At 59.4% G+C, this 13,681-nt stretch carries 12 protein-coding genes (1 of these 12 only partly in view); 7 read left to right on the forward strand and 5 right to left on the reverse strand.

Annotation, left to right across the window (positions count from 1 at the left end; genetic code table 11):
* The 3 genes from CQ017_RS17945 to CQ017_RS15960 all read left to right on the forward strand — a co-directional run.
* Positions 1 to 421, forward strand: the end of a protein-coding gene (locus tag CQ017_RS17945) for a choice-of-anchor G family protein (protein WP_181150573.1). 2,066 nt of this gene lie to the left of the window's left edge; 421 of the gene's 2,487 nt are visible here — the last part of the coding sequence; its start codon lies beyond the left edge, outside the window; it ends in the stop codon at positions 419 to 421.
* Between the two features lie 343 nt (positions 422 to 764).
* The gene (locus tag CQ017_RS15955) at positions 765 to 1,511 is read left to right on the forward strand and encodes a DUF5819 family protein (RefSeq protein WP_105554523.1); all 747 of its coding nucleotides are present in this window, start codon (positions 765 to 767) and stop codon (positions 1,509 to 1,511) included.
* A gap of 3 nt (positions 1,512 to 1,514) precedes the next feature.
* The gene (locus CQ017_RS15960) at positions 1,515 to 2,498 is read left to right on the forward strand and encodes an HTTM domain-containing protein (protein WP_105554524.1); all 984 of its coding nucleotides are present in this window, start codon (positions 1,515 to 1,517) and stop codon (positions 2,496 to 2,498) included.
* 80 nt (positions 2,499 to 2,578) lie between these two features.
* Here CQ017_RS15960 and CQ017_RS15965 read toward each other — a convergent pair whose 3' ends face one another.
* The gene (locus tag CQ017_RS15965; RefSeq protein ID WP_105554525.1) at positions 2,579 to 3,961 is read right to left on the reverse strand and encodes an NAD-dependent succinate-semialdehyde dehydrogenase; all 1,383 of its coding nucleotides are present in this window, start codon (positions 3,959 to 3,961) and stop codon (positions 2,579 to 2,581) included.
* 269 nt (positions 3,962 to 4,230) lie between these two features.
* Complete coding sequence (locus CQ017_RS15970; protein WP_105554526.1) at positions 4,231 to 5,292, reverse strand: aldo/keto reductase; 1,062 nt, start codon at positions 5,290 to 5,292, stop codon at positions 4,231 to 4,233.
* A 257-nt stretch (positions 5,293 to 5,549) separates the two neighbouring features.
* Here CQ017_RS15970 and CQ017_RS15975 point away from each other — a divergent pair, with 257 nt between their 5' ends.
* Positions 5,550 to 7,139 carry a hypothetical protein gene (locus CQ017_RS15975; protein ID WP_146112514.1) on the forward strand — a complete coding sequence of 530 codons (1,590 nt, stop codon included), beginning with the start codon at positions 5,550 to 5,552 and terminating at the stop codon, positions 7,137 to 7,139.
* Between the two features lie 154 nt (positions 7,140 to 7,293).
* Here the strand turns inward: CQ017_RS15975 and CQ017_RS18195 are convergent, their stop codons facing one another.
* A complete protein-coding gene (locus CQ017_RS18195) occupies positions 7,294 to 7,437 on the reverse strand; it encodes a hypothetical protein (RefSeq protein ID WP_176484320.1) in 144 nt (47 codons plus the stop codon).
* Positions 7,438 to 7,609: 172 nt separating this feature from the next.
* On the opposite strand from CQ017_RS18195, the gene CQ017_RS15980 reads away from it, so the two are divergent.
* Together CQ017_RS15980 and hrpB are read left to right on the forward strand one after the other, a co-directional pair.
* The gene (locus CQ017_RS15980) at positions 7,610 to 8,395 is read left to right on the forward strand and encodes an alpha/beta fold hydrolase (RefSeq protein WP_105554559.1); all 786 of its coding nucleotides are present in this window, start codon (positions 7,610 to 7,612) and stop codon (positions 8,393 to 8,395) included.
* Positions 8,392 to 10,947 (forward strand): ATP-dependent helicase HrpB, encoded by a 2,556-nt coding sequence (gene hrpB, locus CQ017_RS15985; RefSeq protein ID WP_105554528.1) that lies wholly within the window; start codon positions 8,392 to 8,394, stop codon positions 10,945 to 10,947. The genes CQ017_RS15980 and hrpB overlap by 4 nt, the downstream gene beginning before the upstream one ends.
* A gap of 74 nt (positions 10,948 to 11,021) precedes the next feature.
* On the opposite strand, the gene CQ017_RS15990 is transcribed toward hrpB, so the two are convergent.
* Positions 11,022 to 12,254: an acyl-CoA dehydrogenase family protein gene (locus CQ017_RS15990; protein WP_105554529.1), complete on the reverse strand. Its 1,233-nt coding sequence runs from the start codon at positions 12,252 to 12,254 to the stop codon at positions 11,022 to 11,024.
* A gap of 83 nt (positions 12,255 to 12,337) precedes the next feature.
* Positions 12,338 to 13,024, reverse strand: coding sequence for a TetR/AcrR family transcriptional regulator (locus tag CQ017_RS15995; RefSeq protein ID WP_181150574.1), 687 nt, complete (start codon positions 13,022 to 13,024; stop codon positions 12,338 to 12,340).
* 150 nt (positions 13,025 to 13,174) lie between these two features.
* Here CQ017_RS15995 and CQ017_RS16000 point away from each other — a divergent pair, with 150 nt between their 5' ends.
* The gene (locus CQ017_RS16000; protein WP_096289286.1) at positions 13,175 to 13,606 is read left to right on the forward strand and encodes a hypothetical protein; all 432 of its coding nucleotides are present in this window, start codon (positions 13,175 to 13,177) and stop codon (positions 13,604 to 13,606) included.
* Positions 13,607 to 13,681: the final 75 nt, after the last annotated feature.

The raw sequence follows: 13,681 nt of genomic DNA on the forward strand, positions 1-13,681 counted from the left end.
GATGCAACTGATGCTGACGCTACCGATGCTGATGCAACTGATGCTGACGCTACCGATGCTGATGCAACTGATGCTGACGCTACCGATGCTGATGCAACTGATGCTGACGCTACCGATGCTGATGCAACTGATGCTGACGCTACCGATGCTGATGCAACTGATGCTGACGCTACCGATGCTGATGCAACTGATGCTGATGCAACTGATGCTGATGCAACTGATGCTGACGCTACCGATGCTGATGCAACTGATGCTGATGCTGACGCTACCGATGCTGATGGCACCGATGGCACCGACGCTGATGGTTCGGATAACTCCAAGGACAACAATGACAAGAAGAACAATGACAAGAAGGATGGCCTGGCTAACACCGGCGCCAGCGCCCCACTGGTCATTGGTGGACTTGCACTGTTGCTCGTAATTGCAGGTGGAGCTATTACAGTAATCCGCCGCAAGAAGGCCTAATTGGCCATAAAGTAACACCGTAGTCTTGAGCTGGGCAACAGATACTTGTTGCCCAGCTCAAGACTTTTTATTTTCACGAGATTTGAATTCCACGAACTCCGTTAAGTTCAATTAACATAAAATAAGTACATAAAAGTAAGAGAAATGCTGCTGGCTGCGCAGAAGACTAAAATCCATTTTCGTGGACAGGAGCAGCAATCTCGACAGAGATACGATGTCGACATTTTTGCAGTCATGACCGGTGAGATTCCCGGCTGGGCCCGTACTCGGTCAGGGAATGATCGGGCGTTCGAGAGGTAATGATGGCCAAACAAGGTCAGAAGAAACGATTTATAGCAGTTCTCACGGCGTTGGTGATGGTGCTTGGTTACACAACCGTCGCACTATCGATGTCTGTCGAAGCGTCGAGCCCGATCAAAAGCACACTTTCGCCGTACTTCAGTCAGAAATGGAACGTCTTCGCACCTAATATTCAGAAAAAGGATTACTTTCTCGAGGTAAGAAGTCGAACTGTTAATGACGACGGGAAGACTATCGAGACCGACTGGATTCCAGTGACTGCCATTGAACGCAGAGGAAACAAGGGACAGCTGGCACCCTCACGTATTCAGAAACTCAGCCAGAACGTTTCGACTTCATACTTATCCAGGTATCACAAGCTGACATCTGATCAACGTGAGCAGGCACGAGAAGATTTCGTAACCAGATCAAATGGCAAGCGGAACGTCATGGATGACTCTGAAATCGTCAGTTCAATTAAAGGAAAACAAAAAAACTCGTCTTCCGTCGTACGCTTCGTGCGTATGGACTACATGCTAGTTAGATACGCAACTGTGTTTGCCGAAGCGCATTCAGGTAATCCAGCAAGCGAAGTCCAATGGCGTGTGGTCCGCAAACAGAACAATGACTTCGAGCATCGGTTCATGGAATCGGACCAGTTTAAAGACCGCATCACAACCTTCGGGTGGAGGGCCTCCGATGCCGGAGCCTATGAACCAGCAGTTGAGCACCTTGAACAAATGATTGATCGTCAGGAAGGTCACTAAACTATGATTTCAGTGACGAATAAGTTTGGAAGTTGGCTTCTTGAGTCCAAGCATTCTCTGATCAGCTTCTCCCTGTTGCGTATCATTTACGGCATCGGGATGCTGACGGTCCTAGTCCCGAGCTTCACTGATCGTTCACTTCTCTGGGGACCTGCTTCTTGGTGGGTAGATCCTGAGGCGAAGCGTCGCGGCTACTGGACTTTCGATACGGTTTTGAGCAAAAGTAATGAACTGTTTTTTGATATTGGATACGTTGCATTCATCGTGCTTGTCCTCATCTTCATTGCGGGTTGGAAGACTCGGTACATTACGCCGCTCATTCTCCTGATGCTAGTAGCGCTCCAATCCAACAACTCGTACCTCACCAACGGTGGGGATACATTGGGACGAATCACGTTGCTGTTCCTGATATTCGCGAATCTCAGCGAGTATTTCTCGGTGGATTCATGGCTCAGGCGACGTAAGACAACGATCCGCAGTAAGCCGAAGAGCAATGAGCTTTGGAACTTGTTGCACAACATTGCCCTTTTGCTATGCATGACGCAGATCGTAATCGTTTATTTGATCTCCAGTTATCTGAAGCTGATCGGAGAAAACTGGATTGACGGTACGGGCTTCTTCTACGCCATGAACCTACAGGCGTATCAGATCTACCCAATGATCAACGAGCTACTTTGGCAGTCGAGCCTATTTATCAAGATCTCCTCCTGGCTAACGCTCATTGCTCAGGGTGGTTTCGTATTCTTCGTTATCTGGCGCAAAACGCGGCCATGGGCTGTCGCAGTGCTGTTCACCATGCACGTAGGAATTGCGGCGCTTCTCGCCGGGCTATGGCAGTTCTCTTTGGTAATGATCGCACTCGACCTGCTGTTTATTTCAAACCGCGAGTGGGTGTCAATCAGGGGCTTCATCAATACGAAAGTCCTTCGTAAAGAAGCAATCGAACCCGAGGTAACTGTTCCTGACAAGGAGCTCACCAACGCTTGAGTGTCATTGCACTCAACATGATTAAACGCTAATGGTCCAGAGGAACTCCCCAGTTCCTCTGGACCATTAGCGTTATGTGTTTAGTCGCCGATGTAGAACAGGCGCTTGTTCACAAATTCTTCCATGCCCAGCGGCCCGAGTTCGCGGCCGAAACCCGAGCGCTTCACGCCACCAAACGGCATTTCTGCACCCTCGGCAGCAGCAATGTTCACGTTCGCCATTCCGGACTGCAACCCCATAGCGACCTTCGCGGCGCGGGCCTCGTCGGTGGAGTGCACCGAACCGCCCAGGCCGTAGATGGTGTCGTTGGCGAGCTCCAGCGCTTCGTCGTCGCTGGTGACCTTGTACACGACGGCTACCGGGCCGAAGAGCTCTTCATAGTAGGCGCGCATGTCCTTGGTGACACCGCTGAGTACCGCGGGGGAGTAGTAGGCGGTTGGCCCCTCGTGTAGCACGCCACCGGCGTGCAAGGTGGCACCCTTGGACACCGCGTCCTGCACCTGGGCGTCAAGGTCTTCGGCGGCCTTGCGTGAGGAGAGCGGGGCGAAGGTGCCTTCAAGTTCGGCCAGCGGGTCACCGGGGGTGAGCCCGTCGGCGCGCTTGGTCAGTTCGGCGACGAAACCGTCAAAGATATCGTCCATGACGATCATGCGCTTATTCGAGTTGCAGGCCTGACCGGTGTTGTCGATGCGGAAACCCCACGCGGTTTCGGCGATGCCGGCCACGTCATCGGAGTCGAGGACGACGAACGGATCCGAGCCGCCCAGTTCCAGCACGGCTTTCTTCAGGTTGCGTCCGGCCTGCTCGCCAATGATTGCGCCGGCGCGTTCGGAGCCGGTCAGCGATACGCCCTGAATGCGCGGGTCGGCGATGATCGTGGAGATCTGATCATGGGTGGCGAAGACGTTGTTGTAGACGCCTGTGGGCACGCCTGCCTCGTCCATGATTTCTTGGAGGGCCAATGCCGAACGCGGGCAGGACTCGGCGTGCTTGAGCACGATGGTGTTGCCCAGCATCAGGTTGGGGGCGGCGAAGCGGGCCACCTGGTAGAGCGGGAAGTTCCACGGCATGATGCCAAGCAGCGGGCCGACCGGGCGGCGCTGGACGACTGCCCGGCCTCCGGAGAAGGACTTGATCTCCTGATCTGCGGCCAAGGTTGGACCTTCGGTCGCAAAGTATTCGAAGATCTCCTTGCAGTATTCTGCCTCGCCCACGGCTTCGGACAGCGGCTTGCCCATTTCAATGGTCATGATCTTGCCAAGTTCATCTGCACGATCAGCGAAGAGCTGCGCGACCCGGTTGACGATCTTCGCGCGTTCGTTGATGTCGACGTTCTGCCACGATTCAAAGGCCGATTGCGCCGACGTGAGCGCCTGCTCGACCTGCTCATCTGTAGCTGCCGGGAATTCTTCAACGATCTGACCGGTCGCTGGGTTAAGTACCTTATAGGTCGGGGCGCTCATGATGCTCCTGTCTAGTCTGAGTTGAGGTCTGGTGTGGGTATGTGGATTCCACGATACGCACCACGTCCGTAAAATGAATGTGAATCACTTCACGAAGCGTCTTATTCGAGCATATCCTCAGTTCAAAAATTCAGCCACACGCAGATCCGTTGAAACGTCTGGAATTTATGACTGATTCCTCGCGAATGTCTCCCGTTCGCCGTGGAAAGCAAAACACCCACAAGATGTTCCGAGCAACGTCTTGTGGGTGTATTGGCCGAACGCAGGATTTAGCTGATCGCGGAGTTCTTCCACCAGTCGATTCCGGCGTCGCCCTGGGCGATCTCAGAGATCTCCTTGAGCTCGGACTCGGTGAACTGAAGGTTGTTCAACGCGCCCAGGTTCTCATCGAGCTGCTTGGTAGAGGAAGCTCCGATCAGCACCGAAGTTGCCGCGCCCTCGCGCAGCAGCCAGGCCAAGGACATCTGCGCCAGCGACTGGCCGCGGCGTTGCGCGATGTCGTTGAGCTTGTGGATCTTGGCCAGGTTCCCCTCGGTCAGTTGGGCTTCGAGGGAGCGGCGCCCGCCCTGGCGTTGCACTTCGGTGCCCTTGAGGTACTTATCCGTCAGCAGACCCTGCGCTAGCGGGGTGAACGCGATGGCTCCCATATCTTCCTTTTCCAAGGTAGCCAGCAAGCCATGCTCAACCCAAGGGTTCAAGATGTTGTAGGACGGCTGGTGGATTACCAGCGGGGTGCCCAGCTCGACTGCGATCGCCTTGGCCTGCGCGGTGCGTTCGGCCGAATAGGAGGAGATGCCCACATAGGTGGCCTTGCCCTGGCGCACCAGGGTATCGAGCGCGCCGATGGTCTCCTCCAGGGGAGTCTTCGGATCGTAGCGGTGCGAATAGAAGATATCCACGTAGTCCAGGTTCATCGCCTTCAGCGACGCTTCTGCCGACGCCAGCAAGTACTTGCGTGAACCGTAGGTGCCGAAAGGCCCGGCCCACATCTCGTAGCCGGCCTTCGAGGAGATGATCAGCTCATCGCGGTACGGCATGAAATCCTTGCGCATCATGCGCCCAAAGTTCTCTTCCGCCGAGCCGGCCGGAGGTCCGTAGTTATTCGCCAGGTCGAAGTGGTTGATGCCATGGTCAAACGCGTGGCGTAGGACTTCGCGCTGGGTTGCGAAGGGGCGGTTGTCGCCGAAGTTCCACCACAGGCCCAAAGACAGCGGAGGCAGCACGAGGCCGGAATCACCGACGCGACGGTAGCCGAAGTTCTCATAGCGGCTAGCTGCAGCGACATAGGGGCGGTGGCTGTCTGGATGCGGATTAACGAGTTCGTACTCCACGTAGAACCTTTCTGTAGAAAGACCTGTTGCTATCTGTGCACAACTCTATGGCAGAACTACCGGTTCATCACCGATTTAACGGCCGCGAATAAAAGTGAACCCGAGATCCAGGGGAGGGGCAGCCGAAAACTGCAGGGCATTTATTGGTATGCATCGCGGTTTCTTGTGCGGCGCAGAAGAAGTCACGTCAGCAGAGAATAAGCGCTCCCGCGATAGGGTGAAGTTTGGATATGCTGCAAATAACTGTGAGGACCTTCGTGATTTCCAAAGCGACAAAATCCCTTGCCGCCATGTTGATCTGCGGCCTGCTAGCCGGCTGCTCCTCGGGCGGGTCGGGGCAGAATCAGCAAGAACCCAACGCCTCAAATTCGGCTGTAGCTTCTCCGCCCAAGCCCACACCCGAGCCGCTGCCCGAGTTCGCGCAGGAGTTCAACAAGCGTTCCGATGGCAAGGCGGCCACCCTCACGGTGGGAGCCTCGAATCTCGGAACCAGCCTGAGCGATGACAATATCGGTGTGTCCTTCGAAGCAACCGAACTCAGCGACCCACGCTGGGACCCTGCAGCGGGCAATCTCGATGAAATGCTCATCGGGTTGGGGCAACCCGGATTGCGCTTCGGCGGCAATGTCCTGGATCGGGAAATGTTCTGGACCTCCACCGGTGAAAAAGCTCCCAAGGGCAAGACCCTGGTCACTCCACAAGACCTTGAGCGCGTGATGAAAACCGTCAAGAAGATCGACGCGAAGGTGACCATCGGCATCCCCCTTGGCACCTACGACCCGAAGCGCGGGGCCGATATGGCTAAGCACGCGGCAGAGATTTTCGGTGATCACCTGGTGGGAATCTCCATTGGCAACGAACCCAACGGCTATACCAATGATGCCCGCCCGGGACTCCGGATACGCGAACCTTCCCAGTGGAATGAGAAGAAGTTTGTCACCCAGGTGCGAGCCTATGCCAAGGCAATTGACCAGGAGACCGGGAGCGAGGTTCCGCTCGTTGGTCCCGGAGTCTTTGACGGTTCGTGGATGAGCGCATTTCTCGACGCAAAACTCCCCAACACCACCGCGCTGACCCAGCATTACTACGCGACCTACGATTGTTCCTCGGAGAAAATTCCCGGCCGCGGCCCCGAGTGGCAGAACCTCTTGGACCCGGTGGTGAGCAATAGCGCCAAGAAGATGATTGGCATCGGTTTGGACAAGGCCGAGGCGAAGAAGCTGCCGCTGTGGGTGGAAGAGACCGGTTCAACCAGCTGCCCGGGCACAAACAACACCTCCCGCACGCACGCGAGCGCGCTGTGGACGGTGGACCATATCTTTGACTCCGCACGTTTGGGCGTGGAGCGCATGAACATGCACTCGATGCTCGGAGCCTGCCGCGGAGGCGCGCCGATGTCTGTCGTTTGCTCCGCCGAAGGCACCGGGGAACTGGGCGCAGGGCAGGTGCTGGCCCAGCCGAACTATCTCGCCATGCGCTTGGCGCGCTTGAGCGTCGGTAGCCAGTTCATGAAGACGACGCTCTCCGGAGACAAAAACCTCCAGGCCTACGCCGTCAAGGCGAAAAACAGCCGAGTGCTGGTCACCGTAGTGAACAAGAACGATGCGGCGAAAATATCGAAGAACCCGGTCACGGTGAATGTTCCGCAGGGATACAAGGCCACACGGGCGGCACAGATCCATGCCCCAGAAAACGGTGCCATAAAAGCCACCGAGCTGACGGCCATAGCGCCATTCGCCGCCAAAGGCAGCGGCGTGGCCAAGAATGCCTCAGGGAAGCTGCAACTGGATGTGGCGGCAAGCAGCGCCACCACCATCGAGTTCACCAAGCAGCGCGCGGAGGATTAAAATGAAGAACCGATCCGCGGGGTCAAGGAGGTAACGTCCGCGCGGACCGGTTCTTCTAATTCACTCGCACCCTTGAGAAGGTAATAACCACTCTAGGAGGAGATCCTTACCGCCAGCTGGGTGCCAAGTTAACGCTTCCTAGGATTTAGCGTGCCTAGTAGTTTGATGGTGGGTCGGAGGCAGGGAATGATTCGTCTTCCCATTCCTCCACCATCTCCTCGTCATGATCGTGCTTCACGTGAGCTTTGGCTTGTTCTTGAGTCTCGGCGCCGACTTCTTCGTCTGGATGATTGCTCATGATGCTCCTTCCCTCGCAGGTCTAGGTGTCTGGGCGGTCAAACCGCCGACCACATACCTTCAGTGTCATACTTTTGCCGGTCAATGTCGATAGAAAACCGGCAGCGCCGCCCGCGCCGCGCGGACGTAAATTGCCCGCTGGCCCCCGACAGGATTTAATCGCTTATATGCCAATGATCAATAACCCCGCAGATAATTCCGAGATCTTCTTTGATGACGACGGTGCCGCGGGCGAGCCGATTCTTTTCCTGCACGGGTCGGCGCTATCTCGCTCGATCTGGCGCGGGCTGGGATACACCAAGGCGCTGGGCGGCAACCGCCGCACCATTCGCATGGACCTGCGCGGCCACGGCAAATCGGTGAAATCCCACCGGGCCGCCGATTACACCATGGAGAAAATCGCCGGCGATATCCATGCGGTGCTCGATCACCTAGGTATTGCTGCCGCACATGTCATCGGCTATTCCTTTGGCGCTCGCAGCGGGCTGCAGGTGGCGATGCAGAGCCCCGAGCGCGTGCTGTCCTTGACCATGCTCGGCGGCACCTTTGAGATCACCGACGGGGAAATCGGCAAGCTCTTCTTCCCCGGCTACCTCGACGTGCTGCGCCAGGGGGACATCGAAGGGTTTGTGACCGGTCAGGAAACCAGGGGACGGCTGGATCCCGCTACCAGGTTTGCGTTCCTTTCCAATGATCCGCTGGCCCTGGCCGCCTACTATGAGGCAGCGGAAACGGTGCAGAATATCGCGCTGAACCAGCTGGCTGAGATCACGGTTCCCACCTTGCTGCTCATCGGCACGCGCGACCAGCCGCGCTTCGAGCAGAATAAGATCATGGCTCGCGCCATGCCCAACGCCCGCATGGTGGCTCTGGCCGGGCGGACCCACGGCAGCACGCTCTACCCCATCGAACCGGTGGTGAGTGCGATCGAAAATTTCTGGACGGTACCGCGAGCATGAGCCGGGCAGCCTTCAACCTGGAACGCATCGCCGCGGGGTTGGCGTTCGGTCCCAGCCGCGCGGAACTGCACGCCGCGTTGTGTGCCCATCCAAGCCAGCCGCTGGTGATTCAGGCGCCACCGGGCTCGGGCAAAACCACCATCGTTCCACCAACGGTGGCCGAAGCGCTGGCGGCACAAGGACTCACCGGAAAAATTATCGTCACCCAGCCACGCCGGGTGGCGGCACGCGCCGCGGCCCGGCGCCTGGCCCAGCTCGATGGCTCGGCCCTGGGGGACCGGGTAGGTTTTGCGGTACGCGGGGAACGCCAAAGCTCCGCGAACACCCAGATTGAATTCGTCACCGCCGGCTTGATGCTCCGCCGGCTGCTGGGGGACCCCGACCTGGCGGGGGTCAGCGCGGTCATCATCGACGAGGTCCACGAACGGTCCATCGACACGGACCTGTTGCTGGCCATGGTCAACCAGGTCAGCGAACTGCGTGAGGATCTCAGCCTGATCGTCATGAGCGCCACCCTGCAAGCCCGAGAGCTGTCGCAGCTGCTGGCCCGGCAGACCCCGGCCCCGGTGCTCACCGCCAACACCGCGCAATTCGAGGTGGCCGAGCTCTTCGACAGCTTTTCCGGTAGGCGCAACTCCGAGCGCGGGTTGAGCGACGAGTACCTGCGCCATGTCGCTCAGGTGGCGGTGAAGCATTCGCGCCAGCAAAACCACGGTATCAAGGCAACGGTAGATACCTTGGTCTTCGTTCCCGGAGCACGCGAGGTCGACCGGGTCTGTGCCCAGATCGGCGCCTCGGGCATCCAAGCCTTTGCACTGCATTCGCAGATCCCCACCAAGGCCCAAGACGAGGTGCTCAGCGAGCCTTCGGCTGCACAGGGACCGCGAATTATCGTTTCCACCTCGATCGCCGAATCCTCGCTGACCGTACCGCGCGTCCACCTGGTGATCGATGCCGGCTATGCGCGCGAACCACGCAGGGACGCGGCACGTGGCTTTGGCGGCCTGGTGACGGTGGTCGCCAGCCGTGCCGCGGCTACGCAGCGTGCCGGCCGTGCCGGGCGGCTCGGGGCAGGAACCGTGGTGCGCACCCTTGACCCCAAGTCCTTCGCGGCCGCACCGGCTCATTCGGCCCCCGAGATTCAGACCGGAGACCTGGTGCAGGCCGCGCTTTCTCTGGCCGCTTGGGGTACCCCGCGCGGTGAAGGGCTCGCCCTGTGGGAGGAGCCGCCGCCGGGCACGATGCGCACCGACGAAGAGGTGCTGCGCAGCTTGGACGCGGTGGACGAGCAAGGAAAAATCACCGCCCTGGGCGAACGGATGGTGAAGATTCCGGCCGACCCGCGCACCGCCCGCGCCTTGCTGGCCGGTGCCGAGCATTTCGGCTCGCGTCCCACCGCGGAAGCGGTCGCACTGCTGGCGAGCACCGAACGCATCGCCAACGCCGATCTGAACGAGCTGCTGAGCTCCGTTCGCCGGCCTTCGCATCCGGGACACCGGGCCTGGGTGCAAGAAGCCAAACGTCTTGAACGCCTCGCCGGGCAGGTTCCGGCCGTGGATCCTGACGGGGCGCTCGCCGGAGTCTGCGCTCTGGCCTACCCGCAATGGGTGGCGCGCAAGGTCCAGGACAACGAATACCTGCTGGCCTCGGGCACACGCGCTTCGCTGCCCCGCGGAAGCCATCTGGCCCATTATGAATTCTTGGCCATCACCGAGGTGACCCGGGCCGGGACCAGTACCGGAGCGGTGATCCGCCGCGCCGCGGGTATCGAGTGGGAACAAGTGCTCGGACTGCTGGGCCACCTGCACCGGATCACCGAGAGCGCGAAACTGGTGGACGGGAAAATTTCGGCACGCAAGGTCGAATCCTTCGGCGCCATCGAGCTTTCCGCCCACCCGATCAAGGCCACCAAGGAACTCGGCCGACAGGCGGCGGCAACGGCGTTGCGCGAGCAATCGCTGACGCTCTTTGGCGAGCAGCCGGCCTTTGCGGCGCTGCGACGCCGGATGGCGGTGGCCCACCGATTACTGGGTGCGCCTTTTGTGCCGGTAGATGAGCCGACACTGGTGCAGACGGCGCACCAATGGCTGGCCTCCGGCCTAGAGCAGATCGCCGCGGGGAAGCCCGCGACGCAGGTCGACCTCGTCGGCGCGTTGCGCGCCCTGTTGCCGTGGCAGCATGCGCACGAATTTGACGGGTTGGTTCCCGAGCGATTGCAGGTCCCGTCCGGATCGCGGATTCGCATTGGCTATCCGCCGGTGGATGAAACCGGTCCGGCGGTGGTGGCGGTCAAGCTGCAAGAATGCTTCGGGCTCAGCGAATCTCCGCGGTTGGTGCGCGGGAAGCTTCCGGTGCAGTTCCATCTGCTTTCACCGGCCGGCAGTCCGCTGGCGGTGACCGAAGATCTCATCTCTTTCTTCAACGGACCCTATGCGCAGGTACGCGCCGAAATGCGCGGCAAGTATCCGCGGCATCCTTGGCCCGAAGACCCGTGGGAGCATCAGGCGACGGCCTACACCAAGAACCGCCTGCGCCGCGAAAGCTCAAAATAGCAGCTAACACCGCGTTGGCCGGCACCGCCAAAGCGGTGCCGGCCAACGCGGTTCTCGTTTTCCAGGAACGCAGGTTAGGCGAAGGCCGAGATGCCGGTGATGTTGCGGCCCATCAGCAGCGCCTGCACGGTTTCGGTGCCTTCGTAGGTGTGGATGGCCTCGATGTCGGCAAAGTGGCGGGCCACGCGGTTGCTGGTCAGGATGCCGTTGCCGCCGAGCAGGTCGCGTGCATTCGACGCGATCTGGCGCGCTGTACGCGTGGCGGTGTACTTGGCCAGCGAGGCCTGCGGACCGGTCAGTTCGCCGCGGGCTTCGCGTTTCGCGGACTGCACGGCGAGCAATTGGATGGTCGCCAGTTCGGACTGCATCCGAGCCAGGCGTTCCTGCACGATCTGGCTAGCTGCCAGGGGGCGGCCGAATTGGATGCGCTGCTTGGCGTAGAGCACCGCGGATTCGTAGCATGCGGTGGCATGGCCCACGGCCGACCAGGCGACCCCCAGCCGGGTGGCGAACAGCACCCGTGCGGTGTCCTTGAAGCTGTGCGAATCCTCAAGCACCTCCGCGTCGGCCACGAAGACGTTTTCCAAGCGTATATGCGCCTGCCAGATGGCGCGCAGCGAGAGCTTGTGCTTGATGGTCGTCGCGCTGTACCCGGCGGAATCCTGATCGACCAGGAAGCCGCGGACGTTGCCCTCGTCGTCGCGAGCCCAGAGAACGGTGATGCCACCAATGGAGCCGTTGCCGATCCACTTCTTTTCACCGTTGAGCACATAGCCGCCCGCAACCCGATGCGCGCGGGTTTCCAGACCAACCGAGTCCGAGCCGTGGGTTGGCTCGGTCAGCGCGAAGGAGCCGGCAAGCTCCCCGGCGAGCATCGGCAGGCCGTACTTGGCTTTCTGCTCCGGGCTGCCGCAGTACATGATCGAGCGCAGCGCCAGCCCGCCCTGGACGCCCACGATGGTGGCCACCGAGCCATCCCCACGGGCCATTTCCATATTGATCAGTCCGGCGGCCATGGGGCTCATGGCAGGCAGCCCGTCCACGTCCAGGCCATCACGCAGAAGGCCGTAGTCGCCGAGCTTCTTGATCAGATGCACCGGGTAGTCTGCCTTGTCCCAGTATTCGTGAATATCGTCCTTGACCTCTTCGAGGATGAACTTGCGGGCCCTGGCGCGCCAGTCGGCGTCGGCCGGATCGACCTCGGCCAGCACGCCGGTGGGGTCGATATCTACCCCGTCTGCCCAGAGGTCGTACTCGGGCTCCACAACACCGGCGGGAAACTCGAATTCGGTGTGCTGCTGGGTCATTTGGGGGCGCTCCTTTGCGGAAGGTCAAAAACTATTCTTCAACCAGCCTAATGGAACGCAGTGTCATGTCAAGAAACTAGGTGTCATTTTTTGTGTTCACGCAGGGCTTTTGCCACCGCATCGAGCACGGTCTGCTCATCGCTGCCTTCGTCGAGCACCGAGACCACCACCCGTGGCGACCTGGCCGAGGATTTCGGAGCATTGCTCGGATCCAGCAAGTCGACGAATCGGTCCAGGAATAAACGCACATCCCTGGCCAAGCGCTCCCTGTCGGTGGCCGAAGGGTCGCGCAGCCACAACCGCAGGTGGTCATTGTGGATGGCGACTAACCCTGCGCTGATGCCTAGGCAGAGAGCACGATGCGGCGCACTGGCGGCAAGCTCCCGGGCGGACAGGAAGTCGTAGAAGGCCCGCTCGTAGCGATGGGTGGAAACTAGTTCGCGTTCCCGCAGCGAGGGCACCGAAGACAGCAGGCGGTGACGCAGCTGCGCCGCCTCGGGATTCATGGTGTACTGGTCGAAGACCACATGCGCCGCATCGATCAGGGTCTGGGTTGCGCTGACCGAAGAAGCCGCAAGGGTCGTTTTGACGTGGGTGATGATCATTTCCTGATCCGCGAACACCATGTTTTCCTTGGAGCCGAAACGGCGGAAGAACGTGGAGCGCGACATTCCGGCGGTCGCCGCGAGCTCGTCGACACTTGTTGTGTCGAACCCTTGGGTGATGAGGAGGTCCAGGGCTGCTGAAGGTACGGCGGATGAAGAGATCATGATTCTTGAATTTAGCATGTTTCCACTTTTCAGCTCCGGCTCACGGGACTAAATGATTGTGATCATTCCCCGGGGTGACTACGCTGAGGTTCAAGGCCACTCATTTCAGGAGTGTGGCCGCAAAACAACTTGGAAGAGAAGTGAGGGCCCATGGGAATCTCTATCGCAAACGCCGCTCTACGTTTGGTCAGTGGCGCATTCATTCTCAACAGCGGAATCAACAAACTGCGCATCGATGAGGCCAGCGCCGCCGGACTGCAGCAGCTGGCCTCCAACGGCATTCCTCAGCTGGGCGAGTTGGAGCCTGCAGCATTCGGCAAGGCGGTCTCGGTATCCGAAATCGCGCTGGGCAGCGCCTTGCTGTTGCCCATCATTCCCTCGCGCCTGGCCGGCATGGGTCTCGGGGCTTTCTCGGGTGTCCTGCTGTCTTCCTACCTGCGTACTCCGGGAATGACCGAATCCGATGGCATTCGCCCAACGAGCGACGGTACGGCCCTGGCGAAGGATGTCTGGCTTGCCGGCATCGCCGTGGCCTTGATCTTTGGCCGCCGTGCAGTCAAGCAGGCTAAGAAAAAGAAGTAGTACTCTCAAGCTATTGAGCAGAGCATTGGGTTCGACGTAAGTTTGACTTAGGGCTGCAGGTTTTCAGTAGTCACT

This window comes from Arthrobacter sp. MYb224 (genome assembly GCF_002975455.1).
Taxonomy (GTDB): Bacteria; Actinomycetota; Actinomycetes; order Actinomycetales; family Micrococcaceae; genus Glutamicibacter.